12 protein-coding genes and 2 rRNA genes are annotated in these 15569 nt (G+C 59.1%); 5 read left to right on the top strand and 9 right to left on the bottom strand.

Going from position 1 to position 15569, the window contains the following annotated elements:
* Window position 1 precedes the first annotated feature (1 nt).
* From ACZ445_RS00665 to ACZ445_RS00640, 6 genes are all read right to left on the bottom strand, one after another.
* On the bottom strand, window positions 2-1537 hold the full coding sequence (locus tag ACZ445_RS00665) for an MFS transporter (RefSeq protein ID WP_310864193.1): 1536 nt from the start codon (window positions 1535-1537) through the stop codon (window positions 2-4).
* A 102-nt stretch (window positions 1538-1639) separates the two neighbouring features.
* On the bottom strand, window positions 1640-2560 hold the full coding sequence (locus ACZ445_RS00660) for a LysR family transcriptional regulator (RefSeq protein ID WP_058425817.1): 921 nt from the start codon (window positions 2558-2560) through the stop codon (window positions 1640-1642).
* Window positions 2561-2612: 52 nt separating this feature from the next.
* Window positions 2613-3239 carry a TonB family protein gene (locus ACZ445_RS00655; RefSeq protein ID WP_058425818.1) on the bottom strand — a complete coding sequence of 209 codons (627 nt, stop codon included), beginning with the start codon at window positions 3237-3239 and terminating at the stop codon, window positions 2613-2615.
* Window positions 3240-3370: 131 nt separating this feature from the next.
* On the bottom strand, window positions 3371-4219 hold the full coding sequence (locus tag ACZ445_RS00650) for an ABC transporter permease (RefSeq protein ID WP_179029415.1): 849 nt from the start codon (window positions 4217-4219) through the stop codon (window positions 3371-3373).
* 11 nt (window positions 4220-4230) lie between these two features.
* A complete protein-coding gene (locus ACZ445_RS00645; RefSeq protein WP_058425820.1) occupies window positions 4231-5082 on the bottom strand; it encodes an ABC transporter ATP-binding protein in 852 nt (283 codons plus the stop codon).
* Window positions 5083-5108: 26 nt separating this feature from the next.
* Window positions 5109-6002 carry a TauD/TfdA dioxygenase family protein gene (locus ACZ445_RS00640; RefSeq protein WP_179029414.1) on the bottom strand — a complete coding sequence of 298 codons (894 nt, stop codon included), beginning with the start codon at window positions 6000-6002 and terminating at the stop codon, window positions 5109-5111.
* 367 nt (window positions 6003-6369) lie between these two features.
* On the opposite strand from ACZ445_RS00640, the gene ACZ445_RS00635 reads away from it, so the two are divergent.
* The 5 genes from ACZ445_RS00635 (at window position 6370) to ACZ445_RS00615 (ending at window position 12950) form a co-directional block, all read left to right on the top strand.
* On the top strand, window positions 6370-7080 hold the full coding sequence (locus ACZ445_RS00635; RefSeq protein ID WP_058425822.1) for a GntR family transcriptional regulator: 711 nt from the start codon (window positions 6370-6372) through the stop codon (window positions 7078-7080).
* 316 nt (window positions 7081-7396) lie between these two features.
* Window positions 7397-8155, top strand: a complete 759-nt coding sequence (locus tag ACZ445_RS00630) for a DUF3050 domain-containing protein (protein WP_058425823.1) — start codon at window positions 7397-7399, stop codon at window positions 8153-8155.
* Window positions 8152-9099 carry a diiron oxygenase gene (locus ACZ445_RS00625; protein WP_464707900.1) on the top strand — a complete coding sequence of 316 codons (948 nt, stop codon included), beginning with the start codon at window positions 8152-8154 and terminating at the stop codon, window positions 9097-9099. Before ACZ445_RS00630 ends, ACZ445_RS00625 begins: the two co-directional genes overlap by 4 nt.
* Window positions 9096-12473: an amino acid adenylation domain-containing protein gene (locus tag ACZ445_RS00620; protein ID WP_310864197.1), complete on the top strand. Its 3378-nt coding sequence runs from the start codon at window positions 9096-9098 to the stop codon at window positions 12471-12473. The genes ACZ445_RS00625 and ACZ445_RS00620 overlap by 4 nt, the downstream gene beginning before the upstream one ends.
* Window positions 12474-12491: 18 nt before the next feature.
* Complete coding sequence (locus ACZ445_RS00615) at window positions 12492-12950, top strand: SRPBCC family protein (RefSeq protein WP_179029412.1); 459 nt, start codon at window positions 12492-12494, stop codon at window positions 12948-12950.
* A 44-nt stretch (window positions 12951-12994) separates the two neighbouring features.
* On the opposite strand, the gene ACZ445_RS00610 is transcribed toward ACZ445_RS00615, so the two are convergent.
* From ACZ445_RS00610 to rrf (ACZ445_RS00600), 3 genes are all read right to left on the bottom strand, one after another.
* On the bottom strand, window positions 12995-14875 hold the full coding sequence (locus ACZ445_RS00610; protein ID WP_058425827.1) for a methyl-accepting chemotaxis protein: 1881 nt from the start codon (window positions 14873-14875) through the stop codon (window positions 12995-12997).
* Window positions 14876-15158: 283 nt separating this feature from the next.
* Window positions 15159-15274, bottom strand: a 5S ribosomal RNA gene (gene rrf, locus ACZ445_RS00605).
* 109 nt (window positions 15275-15383) lie between these two features.
* Window positions 15384-15499 (bottom strand): 5S ribosomal RNA (gene rrf, locus ACZ445_RS00600).
* Window positions 15500-15569 lie beyond the last annotated feature (70 nt).

The raw sequence follows: 15569 nt of genomic DNA, 5'->3' as shown, positions 1-15569 counted from the left end.
ATCAAGTCGGTGCGCGCGGCGGAAAAATCCGCGTGGGCATCCAGAAAATCAGCAGGATCAACGCCACCGCGACCGCGGCCATGACGTAGTACAAATCCGAAGAGGTCAGCACCACGGCCTGCTCGTGCAGGCGGTGCGCCAGGCCTGGCGCGTCGCCGTCGACCAGGGGCGAATTGCCCAGACGATCGACCAACATGGTCGAGTGGAAGTGCAGGCGCTGGGTGGTCAGCGTGTCGAGCACGCCGGTGGCGATCACCGCGGCCAGGCCCTTGATGGTGTTGAACCAGGCCGAAGCGAACGGCCCGTCCATGGGCTGGATGCTGCCGGTGGAAAGCATCAGCAGCGGCAGCACGGCCATCGGTTGCCCAAAGATTTGCAGCAGGTACAGGCCGTAGAAATCGTCGCGAATCCAATCCGACGTCAGGTGCGCACTGCCCACGCAGCACAGCACCAGCATGCCCAGGCCGATCCCCAGCACCCAGCGGCAATCGACCCAGCGCAGGTTGCACAGCGCCGCCACCAACGGCAGCGCGATCAACTGCGGGATCGCCATCAGCAGCATCACCGGCGCGGTTTGCAGTGGGCGGTAACCCTGCACCTGAGCGAGAAAACTCGATGGGATGATGATCACCGAGGTCAGCACCATCAGCACGCCCGCCAGCACAATCAGGGCGAACGAGAGGTTGCGCAGGCCGAGCATCTGCAGCTTGAAGAAGGGTATGGGCTGCGACCATTCGTTGAGCATGAACAGCACCAGCAACACACCGCCGCCACACAGCAGGAAGGTGATCAGGCCCGACTCGAACCAGTCCAGGCGGTTGCCTTGCAGAATGCCGACCACCAGCATGCAGATCGTCGGGAAGCCCAGCAGCAGGCCGCGCCAGTTGAACTGTTTGAAGCGCTCCAGGCGCAGTGGATCCTGCGGCAGGCCATAGGCCACGGCGGCCATGGCCAGCAGGCACGGCGCAACGATCTGCCAGAACGCCCACTGCCAGCCGACGTACTCGGTCCACAGCGCCGCCAGCGGTGTGCCGAGGCTTGGGCCGAAGGTGGCGGTGAGCGCATAGCCCGCCAGGCCGTACAGCTTGACGTTGGCCGGCAGGAAACGCAGGGCCACGGTCATCAGCATCGGCGGCAACGCGCCACCGGCCAGGCCTTGCACGGTGCGCAGCACCAGCAGGCTTTCATAGTTCGGCGCGAACGGGCACAGAATGCCGAGTACGGTGAACAGGCCGATGGCGCAAAGGGTGAAGCGGCGCAGGGAAAACGTTACCGAGCACCAGGGCGCAAAGGCCATGGCCGCCACGGAAGTGGCGGTGTACGCCGCGACCAGCCAGGTGCCTTCGTCAAACCCGATGTACAGCGCGCCACGGATATCCGCGAGGGCCACTTTGGTGACCATCTCGTTGAGACCGGAGACCAGCACCGCCAGCAACACGCCGACCAGGCCAATGATGATGCGCGGGCCGAATACGGGCGGGGTCATGGCAGTGGGTTTGGCTGCGGCCGCAAGGGTGGGGGCAGCGAGGGAAGTCATGAACAGGTAACTCGGAATGATCAATACCCAAGCAGTTTAATCAGGCACACACATGACAAAAAGTTACTTGTTGGCAAGGTATAAGTGTGCCAAACGCAATTGTCAGACGGGCTGCGCTTCGAGCCACGTGGCATGGCAACTCTCGCGCATGGTTTCGCGCAGCCATTTGTGGGCGGGGTCCTTGTCGAAGCGCGGGTGCCAGGACTGGGCCAATACCAGCGTCGGCAACGAGATCGGCAAAGCGAAGGCGCGCAGTGGCAGTTTCAGACGCGTGGCGCTCAACAGCGCCTCCTTCGGCACCGGCAACAGCAGGTCGGAATCGGGCAGCATGAACATTGCGCCGTGAAAGCCCGGTGCGATCATCGCCACGCGCCGCTCCAGGCCCTGGGCATTCAGCGCGGTGTCGATCGGCCCCCGCGCGATGCCGCGCCGCGAGATGCTGATATGCGAATAGCTGGCGAAACGTGCGGCAGTGATTTCTTCGTCGAACAACGGATGGTCTTCCCGCGCCAGGCCGACGAAGGTAGTGGAGAACAGGTTCTGCACTTTCACTTCGGGGCTGGCGGGCATGGTGTTGCTCACCCGCAGATCCAGGCGCCCTTCGCGCAACGCCTCGTCGTCGGTGTCGCCTTCGGGCACGAAGCACAGCTCACACAGGGGGGCCATGCGCTCCATGGTGTCGAACAGGCGCCCGCCATACACACCGATGAAAAAGTCATTGGCGCGCACGCTGAAGCGGCGACGCAGGGTGCTCAGGTCCACCTGGTCCGCCGAGCGGAACAGCAGCGCCGCCTGCTCCACCACATTGCGCACCTGACCTTGCAACTCCAGGGCCTTGGGCGTGGGCACCAGGCCGCGACCGGCGCGCACCAGGATCGGGTCGCCTACCGCTTCGCGGATACGCGTGAGCGTGCGGCTCATGGCCGCCGGGCTGAGGTTCATGCGGCGCGCGGCGCCCACTACGCTGCCCTCATCGAGCAGGGCATCGAGGGCGACCAGCAGGTTCATGTCCGGTAGTTGCATGCCAGGCACTCGTGAACAACGGGGCGTGAAGTGAGCGCAATCGTAGCAGGCTTTACAGGTAGCGCCTCAGTTTGACGGGCAGGTATTTCGCGAAGGTGGATTTAGGGTGAGCCTGGCACTTGCGCACGATGTCCGGCAGCGCGCTTTCCAGTTCGTCGGCCCGGGTCAGGCCTTCGTCGTAGGCGCTTTTACCGCTCAATGCCGGGAACATCACGGCGACACGGGTGATGGCAAAACTCTTCATCTGGATAAGCGGGCGGGAAGGATGATTACGGCGGAACTGACTGACTTCTTCGTTTAACGCACTGCAGGACTGAAACGTCGTTTCCATAAAGGACAGCTGGGTACTCTTTGTCCTGAGCTCTTCAGGTGTAAAGATCATCTCGTTTTGCGCGTCGATTAACGCTGGCTGGTCTGCATTCACCGTCCAGGGCTTGAAACGCCATTGTTGGGCCGCCGCCACGGCGGCTGCGCCGAACTCAGGCTTGGTGGCGCTGAGCGCTTTTACATCGCTGACCGAACCATCCCTGTGGATATTCAAGCTGATGCGCGCATGTCCCGGAAGGGACGTCAGAAACGCCGGGTATTGCGGCTTGGGCATGAACACAGCTTCGGGTACGAACTCCGCCAACACCGAGGTCGATAACAACACAGCCGCTGCCAAGACAAGAAAACGCATCGTCGTAAATCCCTTTACCAGAACGGTTCGACGCCATCGCGGCGCCGAATTCGGGCGGGATTATCGAAGCCAGCCAGGGCAAAGAGCAACCATTCCTATTTAAAAGCGAAGATTCTTATGGCCTCGTGGGATCAACGCTGCATACCCCAGCGCTTGACCGTCAGACGCTCGAACGTATCAAACACCAGGTTTTCCACGAGCAGGCCGATCAGGATCACCACCGCCAGCCCGGCGAACACCTTGTCCGTGTACAGTTCGTTGCGGTTCTGGAAGATGTACCAACCCAGGCCTCCTTTGCCGCTGGTGGCACCGAACACCAGTTCGGCGGCGATCAGGGTGCGCCAGGCAAATGCCCAGCCGATCTTGAGGCCCGCAAGGATCGACGGCAGCGCCGCCGGGATCAGGATGAACAGCACGAAACGCATGCCTTTGAGGCCATAGTTGCGACCGGCCATGCGCAGGGTTTCGGACACGCCGAGGAACCCCGAATAGGTATTGAGTGCCAGCGCCCACAGCACCGAATGCACCAGCACGAAGATCAGGCTGTTCTGCCCCAGACCAAACCACAGCAGCGCCAGCGGCAACAGCGCAATCGCCGGCAGCGGGTTGAACATCGAGGTCAGGGTACTCAGCAGGTCACGGCCCAGTTGGGTCGACACCGCCAAGGTAGTCAGGGCGAACGCCAGTACGATGCCGATCAAGTAGCCTTTGATCAGCACGGCCAGCGAGATGCTGACTTTACTGAGCAATTCACCACTGAGCAGGCCGTCGTACAGCGCGTGAAAGGTCTGCAAAAAACTCGGCAACAGCAGGTCGTTGTCCTGGTAGCGCGCAACGGCTTCCCACAGGATGGCGAGCACAATCAGGATCAGGCCCTTGCGCAGCCAGCCTTGTTGCCACAGGCGCTGTCGCAGCGGCAACGCACGTTCCACAGGGACGCTGAGCAGCGGTTCTAGGGTGATTTCAAATTCCTGGCGCATTGGTTGACCCTTCAGTAGGCGATGCGGATATCGGCGAAACCCAACTCACGTTCGGCCTCGGGCGCTTCATCGAACAGCAAGCGATGAATGCGCCGCGCCGATGCCTGGAACGCCACGCCTCCGAGGCTGTGCAGGTCGTATTGATGGCTGTGGACTTCCGCACGTACACGCCCGGGATGAGGCGACAGCAAGAGGATGCGATTGCCCACCACCAGCGCTTCTTCGATGGAGTGCGTGACGAACAACAGGGTGAAGCGCACCTCTTCCCAGAGCAGCAGCAACTCTTCCTGCATTTTGCGTCGGGTCAGGGCGTCGAGGGCGGCGAAGGGCTCGTCCATCAACAGGATTTTCGGCTGCATGGCCAGGGCACGGGCGATGGCGACGCGGGCTTTCATGCCGCCGGAAAGGGTGTGTGGATAGGCATCGGCAAAGGCGCTGAGGCCGACTTTGTCGAGGTAGTGCAGCGCGCGTTCTTCTGCTTCGGCGCGCTTCAGGGTTTTCGAGGCCAGCAGCGGGAACATCACGTTCTGCTTGACGGTTTTCCACGGTGGCAACTGGTCGAACTCCTGGAACACCACGATGCGATCCGGGCCGGGTTGCTCGACCTTTTGCCCCAACAGGCGGATCTCGCCTTCGCAGGGTTTGATAAACCCGGCGATGGACTTGAGCAAGGTGGATTTGCCACAGCCCGACGGGCCGAGCAGCACGTAGCGGTCGGCCGGGTCGATCTCGAAACTCACTTGGTGGGTGGCCCGCACCACCCGCTCGGGCGTGCGATATTCCAGGCTGACGTTATCCACCGCCAGCAGCGGCAGCGCCGTGTTCGGAGTGCTGGCCGCGTGGCCTTGCAGGGGCATGTTCATTTCATCTCACTTGGCGCAAATGGGGATCAGAAAGGCGCATCGCCCTGGATGGTGGTGCGAAACAGCTTGCGGCGCAGGTGGCTTGGGCAGCCGGCGGCCAGGTGGATCAGCGAGCGGTTGTCCCAGAACACCAGGTCGTGGGGCTGCCATTGGTGGCGATAGATGTTGTGTGGCAACACGCTATGGGCGTAGAGCTGGGCCAGCAGGTCACGGCTTTCGTCTTCCGGCAGGCCGACGATGCGGGTAGTGAACCCTTCACTGACGAACAGCGCCTTGCGGCCGTTTTCCGGGTGGGTGCGCACGATGGGGTGCACGACTTCCGCGACCTGGGCGAGCTGCTCTGGGGTCAGCGTGGGGCGCCAGTTACCTTCGAATTTGGTCTCGCTGTAACGCGCGGTGTAGGAATGCGCGGCGCTGCGGCCCTCGACGGCTTTACGCAGGTGCTCGGGTAACTGGTCCCAGGCTTTGTGCATGTCGGCGAACAGGGTATCGCCGCCTTCAGACGGCAGTTCCTGGGCGTGCAGCATCGAGCCCAGGCTCGGCAGCTCTTTGTAAGACAGGTCCGAATGCCAGAATTTTCCCGCGTCTCCCAGGCCGATGGATTGGCCGTTTTCAATGATGTTGGAGACGATCAGGATTTCCGGGTGGTTGGCCAGCAGGAACTGTTTGAGCACGTGGATCTGCAGCACACCAAAACGGCGACTGAAGGCGATCTGCTGTTCGGGGGTGATGCGCTGGTCGCGAAACACCACAACGTGATAGTCCAGGTGCGCACGGTGGATGCGCGCAAAATCCTGCTCGCTGACCGGGCGTGACAAGTCCAGGCCGATGATCTGGGCGCCGACGCTGCCGGAAAAAGGGAGAATCTCGAAGGTTTGGGCGGTGGCGGTCGCGGTTGGAACAGTAGAGGTGGCGGACATGAGGTCACTCCCGGTCAGTCAGGAGAGCGACTTTATAGATATAAGAACCTCAGTTTAAATACTGATAATGAATATCTATATACGGGAAAGTGCCATGAGAATTCATACCCCCTGGCACCTGGGGAATAAACTGCAACGGTGAAGTGTTGAGTCCATAGCTGAGGCTGTTGCTATTGATAACTGCTGGAGCAGGCTCAATGAACCTGGTTGCGTAAGACGCCATAAATGCCGGCTGTGGGCGCTGGGAGCATGATGTTGAACCGCTTACAAGCCGAAACCGTGCTCGTTTGACAAGCTTATGGGCAGTCTCTAGTGTGCATTGGATCCAATTAGCCACCCAATTAGAAAAAAGGAGGATAGCGTAACCGTGACGCAGAAGCCGAACCCTTTAAACAGCATCAAGATAAGCGGTCCTATTCCCGCGCATCTTGCTCGTTCCGTGATTGAAGAAACCTTGCGCAACGCCATCCTGGATGGTCGATTGCCCTGCGGTACCGCCATGCGCCAACAGGAACTGGCCAGCCTGTTCGGCGTCAGCCGCATGCCGGTGCGGGAAGCCTTGCGCCAGTTGGAAGCCCAATCACTGCTGCATGTGGTAACGCACAAAGGCGCCGTGGTTGCACCCTTGATCGAGGATAACTCGGCCGAAACCTATGAACTGCGAATGCTCCTGGAGTCTGAAGCGCTGCGCTTGTCGATTCCTTTACTCACCGAGGCCGATATTGCCGAGGCGGACGCCATCATCTGTGCTCTTGAACAGGAAAAAGACTACGCCGAAATGGGCCGCCTCAATCGACTGTTTCACATGGCCTTATATGGCAGGGCCCCGAACCAGCGGCTACTCAAATTGGTGGAGCACGGTTTGAACGAAGAGGAACGTTTCCTGCGTTACAACCTTGAAGCCATGGGGCTGGGCGAAACGTCCCAGGAAGACCACCGCGAACTGCTGAGCCTGGTGGCCAAGAAGAAAACCCAGGAAAGCATCCTGACGCTGCGCAATCACTTGATGCGAGGCATGGAAGTGATCACGGCGTACCTCAGTGGCCTGGACGCCCAAGGCAACAAAGATACGCAATAAGGCACACGGCTCTACTGCCCCGACCTTCCCTGTGGCGGGGCGTCCTGACTCACGGTTAGCGCCTCGCCCCCAGGAAACTTCCCACTTACAACAAAGAACCCAACTTACATTAATATTATTTAGAAAAACTTCTAACATATTTGTATGTTCGCCAACTTGTTTAACCCGCTTATCATATTTTATTAACAGCCCCGACATCCTTCACATTCAGCGATCCCGCGCGCCAGCAGCCGTTTAACAACAGCTGAGCCCCTGCCAACCACAAGAAATTTATCGCTGTTTACACAGCAGACGCAACAACTCATAGGCATCAACCATGCATCAACCGTTACTTGAAACAGCAAAACTGCAATTATGTAGTCATTCGTTATTTTCAGAAATAACTTCCTTACGAAAGTTACAACTTTTCATGGAAAGCCATGTATTTGCAGTCTGGGACTTCATGACCCTCGCCAAACGCCTGCAACAGGATCTGACCTGTACGCGTCTGCCTTGGCTGCCACCGTCAGACCCGCAGGCCGCACGTCTGATCAACGAGATCGTATTAGGCGAGGAGTCAGACGAACATCCCGCGAAAGGTTATTGCAGCCACTTCGAACTTTACTTGGAGGCGATGGCAGAGGTGGGCGCCAACACGGCGTCTATCAACCACTTTATTACACTGCTACGCCAAGGCCTGGAAGCACACGCTGCCTTACAGGAAGTCGAGGTTCTTCCTGGCGTGGTTCGCTTCGTCAGCGACACCTTGAACCTCGCGCTGAATGCACCGACCCACTGTGTGGCTGCAACCTTCCTGCACGGACGCGAGCATGTCATCCCGGCAATGTTCCAGCGCATCCTGCAATCCAACGAACTCATCCACCGCCAGGCGCCTACCTTGTGCGCCTACCTCAAGCGTCACATCGAGATGGACGCCCGGGACCATGGGCCGGCCGCCGAGCAGCTGCTCGAACGCCTCGCCAGCGCTGACCCGGCGTACGCGCATCAGGCCCACGAGGCAGCCCTTGCCGCCATGGAAGGCCGTAGCGCGCTCTGGGATGAGATTCAGGCCTCATTGCAAGAGGTGCGTCCATGAACACCGGCGACTACACATCTATTGCTGACGACTGGGAGCGGCGTGCAACCATCCGTACACGTCCTCGCCGCTTACTGGAAAACGATGACAAGCTGATCTACCCACTGTGCCGCCAGCCTTTGGTACTCAGCGCGACCTTTCTCGAACACTGCCCGCAGTGGCGCGATTTCGTGCTGGTGCAGAGCTTCTACAAGTTCATCAACGACGTGGTGATATTCGAGACCGAGATCGTCGACAAGACTGCGCGCAGTATTGCCAAGAACCGCTTCTCGATCCCCTTCCCGCTGGCCTGCCGCGTTGATGCGATGACGATCGTTGTGGACGAGGACTACCACGCGCTGGTCGCATTGGATTTCCTGCAGCAAACCGTGGCCATGACCGGCATACAACCGCTGGAGCTACCCAAGCAAATCGAATTGAGCCGCGCACTGCCGACAGCACAAGCTCAGGTGCCAGCCCATCTGCACGGTGCAATAGAACTGATTGCCGTGGCCATCGCCGAAAACACGGTGACCCATGATGTAGCGGCATTCTCCAAGGACAGCAGTGTCAAAGCCTCCATCCGTGGCTTGATGGCCGACCACCTGTTTGATGAAGGCCGCCACGCGCAATTCTGGACGCGACTTGTACGCCTGTATTGGCAAGCCGCGAACGCGGACGATCGCGACAGTATTGCCAAGGTACTGCCGGCGTTCCTGGCTCAGTACCTGACGAACGATCTGCAAAAAGACTTTGACCTTCACTTGATCGAACACCTCGATATCGACGCCAGCCTGCGCAACGCGTTCCGCAATGAAATCGCCGCGCTCACCTTCCCCATCACCCGCCGGCACCCGCTGTTGAGCAATATCCTTGGCTTCCTGCAACACAGCGGTTTGCTGCAGACGCCGAGTGTGGTGCACGCGTTGAAAGACTATTTACCGATGCCCGGGGACGCGACATGAAGCGCCTGACAATCGGATTTTCCGGTGCCAGCAGCGCCTTGGACGCCATCAGACGGGAGCTGGAACAGCATGGGCATGTCTCGAGCGATGAAGGCGCCGACCTGTGGATAGACGACGGACGTCAGCCGCTGCGGGACCCGGCAGACCCAACCCCGGCGTTGAGCCTGCGCCTGGGCGTTGGCCCGGTATCCGACTGCGGACTGCCCGCGCTGCAGTTGCGCGCCTATAGGGCCAACCGGCGCTTGTCGGGAATCCTGGACATCGCCGAAGAGCCAACGGGCAACGGACAACGGTTGCGCCAGCAAGTGAGCCACGCACTGGTGGAATGGGTCGGGCTGCACGTCAGTCGTTTCTCACGGGACCCTGGGTATTCCTCCGAGAGTACCGGTGCCAATGACTGGCCAGAGCACGGGTTGGACGCGCTTGATGCGCTGGCATTTGTCCATCGATTCAACCGTACCGAAGACCCCGCTGTAATGCGCGAAGCCCAAGTGCCCGTGATCGAAAGGGTGCAGGCCAGTCTCCATAGGTTCGCGGATCGACCGGCGCTGAGGATCGCCGGTAGCGTAGTGACTTACCGCGAGCTGCACGTACAGGCCCTCACGATCCAGCAACAGTTAAACCCCTTGTTGGGCAATACGCAGCCCCCGCCCGTGGTTGGCGTGTGCCTTGAAAAATCCATCGAGTTGTACGCCAGTATCCTTGCGGTGCTGGGCTGTGGGGCGGTGTATCTGCCGCTGAGCCCGGACCACCCGCCACAACGCCATCAAGTCATGCTCGAGACCGCAGGGGCGCGTGTGTTGCTGGACGCCGGCCAACATCCTTTGCGAGGGCACTTCACTGCACTGGATGTCACCCGTCTTGACCTTCGGCATGTCGACCTCACGCTTGCATTGATGCCAGCTCGCCCTCACCCCGATGCGGCCTGCATGACGCTATTTACATCGGGCTCCACAGGCCAACCCAGGGGCGTGCTGCTCAGCCAGGCAAACCTGGCGCATTTCACGGCCTGGTTCAGGTCCTTTATGAACCTGGATGACCAGAGCCGAGTCCTGCAGTTTTCGCCGTTGAGCTTCGACTCATCGCTGATCGATATTTTCCCTGCCCTGATAGCGGGTGCCGAATTGATCGTACCCAGTGCCGAGCAACGGCACGCCCCTGAGCAACTGATGGGTTTGCTCCACCTGCAGCGCGTCACCCATGCCTTTTTGCCGCCTGCGCTGTTGAGCATCCTGCCGCTTGATCAACCATTGGGCCTGACGCACCTGCTGACAGGCGGCGATGTGTGCGAACCCCATGTCATCGAACGCCTGGCAGGGCAGTGCCGGTTTCACAACCTGTACGGCCCTACGGAGACCACGGTGCTGATTACCCAGCGGACACTGCACCCCGGTGACTGCAACCGTAACCTCGGCTACCCCATCGCCAACAGCCAGGTGCTGATCCTCGATGACACGCTGCAACCGGTGGATGAAGAGGTAACGGGTGAGGTGTACATTGTCGGCCCCGGAGTCAGCCTGGGGTATGTGGGCACATCGCAGCCGCCTGCCAGTCCTTTCGTGGAACTGGCAGTACCAGGAGCTCCGCCACTGCGGGCCTATCGCAGTGGCGACCTGGCACGGTGGACCGCCGACGGGATAGTGCTGGGTGGGCGGCGCGATGACCAAGTGAAAATCCGCAGTTTTCGGGTCGAGCCGCAGGAGATTGAGCAGTGTCTGCGCGATAGTCGGCTGTATCGCCAGGTGGCGGTAGTAATCGACCGGGACAGCAGGATCCGCAGCTACGTCGCCCAGCCTGAACCACACGCGAGCGTGGCCGCTCTGAAGCACCATGCACGGCAGTGGCTGCCAGACTACATGCAGCCGGGCTTCTGGGAGGTGTTGCCCCACCTGCCGTGCTCCGTCAATGGAAAAGTCGACCGGCAGGCATTGCTGGCACTACCGGTTCGGTCTGCGTTGCAAGCTGTCGGCAGTGCCGCAAAAACTCCGCTTCACGTTCGGTTGTCCCGCTTGTGGAGCGAGTTGCTGGCGGTGCCCGCAGGTAATCTGTCTATTGACCAGAGCTTCTTTGATCTCGGCGGGCATTCGATTTTGCTATCGACGTTGCTGCTGCGCGTACGCGAGCAGTTCGGCCGTAGCTTTGTGTTGAGCCATTTTATTGAAGTGCCGACGATTCGTACGCTCGCAACGCTGGTGGAGAACGGTGAACGACCCGATGCAGGATCCGGCTGGGCGGCCGGTGATGCTCAATCGGAGTGGGTACTCGACACGTTGCCCGAGGACCGTGCAGGTGATCCGCACAAAGTCATCGTGACCGGAGCCAACAGTTTTGTGGGTATCCATATCGTCGAAGCATTGCTGGCTGCTGGGGCAACCGAGGTGGCGTGCCTGGTACGTGAGGAACCGGGGCGGTCGCCAATGTCACGACTCATCCAGGCGTTACATGAATACCGCCTGGAGCATGTGGACCTGAGCCGAGTGAAGGTATATGCGGCCGATATCAGCCAACCTCGATTGGGCCTGGCTGACGTTGTGCATGAGTCTCTCGCCAGAGACTTCGGCGTACTGGTCCATAACGCGGCGCGGGTCAATCACGTGATGGACTATGCATCACTGGCGCGGGACAACGTTGACCCCATACGCGAATGCCTGCGCTTGTGTGAAACCCACCGCAAGAAGGTCTTCAACTTTGTCTCGACACTGTCGGCCTCGAGCAGTGTTGACTCGCAGGGCTATATCCTCGAAGCACCCGCCTCTACCACGCTGCCGCTGTACATCAAGAATGGCTACAACCTGTCCAAATGGGTTGCGGAGCGGCAATTGGGGCATGCGGTGGCGCGCGGTGCCTGGGTGAATATCCATCGTCCCGGCAATATCAGCTTCAACAGCCAGAGCGGTGCGTGCCAGCCGCAAAAAAATCGCCTGATGCTGATGCTCAAGGGGTCACTGCAGCTGGGACTTCTGCCCAGGTTGGCGCTGAACTTCGACCTGATGCCGGTGGACTTTCTGGCTCGCTTCATTGCATTCCACAGCACCCGCTTTCACGCCAGCCGGAGTGTGTTCAACCTGCATAACCCACAACCGTTGAGCTGGGCGCACTACCTGGATGCGTTCAGTCGGGCGGGCCATCGCTTCAAGCGAGTGGGCATCGCTCAATGGCAGCAGGCGCTGCGAACGGTAAGCCAGGACAACGCACTGTTTGGCGTGCTCGGTTTTTACCTCGACCGCCTCGACGAAGACATCGGGGACACTTCAATGATTCGTTACGACAACGCGCGACTAGGTGTCCAGCAGATGGGTGAACACTACCCCGCAAAGGACACGGCACTGTTGAGCAAAGGCTGCAATTACCTCAAGGCCATCGGCTTTCTTTGAATACTCCAGGACAACCTCATGAAACTGCTGCAACCCGATACGTTAATCCGCAACCCGAGTGGCCTGCCGATAGTGGCGTCTGTTGTGGTCAACTGCTCCGCCTCTCGCCTGTGGGACATGGTGGGGCGATTTGCCGGCTTCGATATGTTCATTCCGGACTTGAGCCATATCGAAATGATGGGCTCAGGCGTGGGCGCCTTGCGGACAAAATTCTTCCGCGATGGCAATTGTGTAGTGGAGCAACTCAATAGCCGGGACGAACAGGCTATGCATATGACCTGGACCACGATCTACAACACCCTGGGTGTGGCCAGACTGTGGGCGGCGATCCAAGTGGAAGCACTTGAAGCGGAGCGCTCCAAGGTGATGTGGACAATTATTGCAGAGCCCGCAGAGACGGCGAACACAGGGTTCGAACAGTTTGTGCAAAACTTCGCCAGCAGCGCCCTGGACAATGTCCGCCGAATGCTCAGCTAAGCGGCAGGAGCGACGCGATGCGCCCCTGCCGATGAATCAGCGGGTCAGATCTTGAAGCTATCGACCAGCTGCTTCAAACGATTGGCCTGCTGCGACAGGGCATCGCAATCCTTCAGGGTTTCATTGAGATTGGCCACGCCCTGCTGGTTCAGCAAGTTGATCTGGTTGATGTCCACATTGAGGGTTTCCACCACGGCCGTCTGTTCTTCAGTGGCTGCGGCGACGGACTGGTTCATGCCGTCGATCTCAACGATTCGCTGGGTCACACTGACCAGGCGCTCACCGGCCTGGTTCGCGACCTCTACGCTTTCCTCGCTGGAGGCCTGGCTGGCATTCATGGTAGTCACCGCTTCACGCGAGCCCACTTGCAGCGAAGTGATCATTTTGTGGATCTCCTCGGCCGACTCCTGGGTGCGGTGAGCCAGGTTACGTACCTCGTCGGCGACCACCGCAAAGCCTCGTCCGGCCTCACCAGCACGGGCCGCCTCGATGGCAGCGTTAAGCGCCAGCAAGTTGGTTTGCTGGGAGATGCCTTTGATCACATCAAGGATGTGACCGATGTTGTCGGTGCTGGCGTTCAGGGTTTCAATCTGGGTGCAGGACAAGCTGATCTTCTGCGACAACTCCGACATGGCAAGGATGGTCTGCTCGACCACTTTGCGGCCATCGTCGGCCTGCTCGCTGGCACCACTGGCGTGTTGTGACGCATCGGCGGCGTTGCGCGCGATTTCCTGGGTGGCGGCACCCAGTTCATTGATCGCTGCGGCGACGCTGTTAGTGCGCGCGCTTTGCTCGTCGGAACCGACGATAGAGGCATTGGACGAAGCCATCACACGCTGGGACAAGTCATGCACCTGGCGCGTAGCCGAGGACACTTCCGAAATCGACGCATGGATGCGCTCTACGAACTGATTGAACGCACTGCCGACTTCGCCAAACTCGTCGTTGCTAGTGACCGCCAGACGACGGGTCAGGTCACCCTCGCCTTGGGCGATATCCTGCATCGCCACGCCCATAGTGGTCAGGGGTCGCAGCAAAACTTGAATCAGCAAGCTCAGGAGCACGGCAATCGCAACCACGGCAATCAACATGGCAATCAACGCAGATGTCCGGAATTTGCCCAGCGGTGCGTAGGCTTTGTCTTTATCAATCGACAGGCCGATATACCAATCCGCGCCTGGCAAGCCGCTGATAGGGGTGAATGACAAGATTCGGTCCTGGCCATTGAGAACGACGTCCTGACTGACCTTCTCAATGCGCACTTGGGTGCCGGGGTAGATGTCCTTGAGGTTTTTCATCACCTGGTCCTGATCGGGACTGACGATAACTTGCCCGTCGCCACTGACCAGGAACGCATGGCCAATGCCGCCAAAATCCACCGAGTTGATGATCTTCACCAAGGTCTGCAGGCTCAGGTCACCGCCGACCACACCAAGCAACTCGCCGTCCTTTTTCACCGGCATGGCGATGGTCACGATCTGCCCACCCACCGCTGCCATATAGGGTGGCGTAAGCATCGGTTTATCTGCAGCTACTGCCTGTTTGTACCAGGGACGCTGACGTGGGTCGTAGCCATCGGGCATTTTTGCGTCAGGACGTTGGGTAAACACACCGTTGGTTTGGCCAACATAGGTGAACTGGAAGTTATCAGTTAACGCCGGCTGATCAACCAGGCCAGGAAGGTCGGCACTACTGCCTTGGTGAGCAACGTTTTGCGTAAGGCTTTCGAGTACCAATATTCGGCCACTAAGCCAGTTCTGCACACTGCTGGCAGTGAGTTCACCGGATTGCTGGATGGACGACTCCAGGTTCTGCTTGATCGTGCTGCGCTGCAGGTAGTCGTTGTAGAGGGTGAATAACGCGAAGGCCAGAACCACGACGCCTGACGCGGCCAACAGAATTTTATGACTGAACTTGAGATTCATTTCATCGACTTCTTTTGCCAAAGGGGGGTGAGCGTGCCGAGTGGAACATTCCATGTAACGGTATAGGCAGCTTCTCGGGCCGCTCTATTTCGGTGCACGCATGGCTCGTCAGGCTTTCGGCCAAGCCGCGGCAAAGCTTAGGAAATTGTGAGACGTTTCTGATTTTTAAGCAGGAAACTGACCAGCGGTAGACATGTGTGAGGAAACTACAAGTTGTGGTGACTTATAGCCCCAAGCGACAAAACCCCTGTCTGCTAGCGCAGACAGGGGTTTCGGAATTCAATCTTGACGATGACCTACTCTCACATGGGGAAACCCCACACTACCATCGGCGATGCATCGTTTCACTGCTGAGTTCGGGATGGGATCAGGTGGTTCCAATGCTCTATGGTCGTCAAGAAATTCTGTGTACCGGACCGTTGGGTTAGCAACGTGCCGGTGAAATTCATGGACTTCTACATAAACAAAACCCCTGACTGCATTAGCAATCAGGGGTTCTGGAATTTAATCTTGACGATGACCTACTCTCACATGGGGAAACCCCACACTACCATCGGCGATGCATCGTTTCACTACTGAGTTCGGGATGGGATCAGGTGGTTCCAATGCTCTATGGTCGTCAAGAAATTCGGGTACTGAGTCGCGGCCTAAGCCTCGCTTCAGCAAATTGGGTATGTGACAGCTTTCGGTGCTT

Source organism: Pseudomonas allii, assembly GCF_055380095.1.
This window is presented reverse-complemented; position numbering and strand designations above follow the sequence as displayed.

Bases quoted from the DNA above. Each gene is read 5' to 3' on its own strand.
- ACZ445_RS00620 (WP_310864197.1), top strand. From the start codon at position 9,096: ATGAAGCGCCTGACAATCGGATTTTCCGGTGCCAGCAGCGCCTTGGAC.
- ACZ445_RS00630 (WP_058425823.1), top strand. From the start codon at position 7,397: ATGCATCAACCGTTACTTGAAACAGCAAAACTGCAATTATGTAGTCAT.
- ACZ445_RS00665 (WP_310864193.1), bottom strand. From the start codon at position 1,537: ATGACTTCCCTCGCTGCCCCCACCCTTGCGGCCGCAGCCAAACCCACT.
- ACZ445_RS00650 (WP_179029415.1), bottom strand. From the start codon at position 4,219: ATGCGCCAGGAATTTGAAATCACCCTAGAACCGCTGCTCAGCGTCCCT.
- ACZ445_RS00610 (WP_058425827.1), bottom strand. From the start codon at position 14,875: ATGAATCTCAAGTTCAGTCATAAAATTCTGTTGGCCGCGTCAGGCGTC.
- ACZ445_RS00625 (WP_464707900.1), top strand. From the start codon at position 8,152: ATGAACACCGGCGACTACACATCTATTGCTGACGACTGGGAGCGGCGT.
- ACZ445_RS00645 (WP_058425820.1), bottom strand. From the start codon at position 5,082: ATGAACATGCCCCTGCAAGGCCACGCGGCCAGCACTCCGAACACGGCG.
- ACZ445_RS00640 (WP_179029414.1), bottom strand. From the start codon at position 6,002: ATGTCCGCCACCTCTACTGTTCCAACCGCGACCGCCACCGCCCAAACC.
- ACZ445_RS00660 (WP_058425817.1), bottom strand. From the start codon at position 2,560: ATGCAACTACCGGACATGAACCTGCTGGTCGCCCTCGATGCCCTGCTC.
- ACZ445_RS00655 (WP_058425818.1), bottom strand. From the start codon at position 3,239: ATGCGTTTTCTTGTCTTGGCAGCGGCTGTGTTGTTATCGACCTCGGTG.
- ACZ445_RS00615 (WP_179029412.1), top strand. From the start codon at position 12,492: ATGAAACTGCTGCAACCCGATACGTTAATCCGCAACCCGAGTGGCCTG.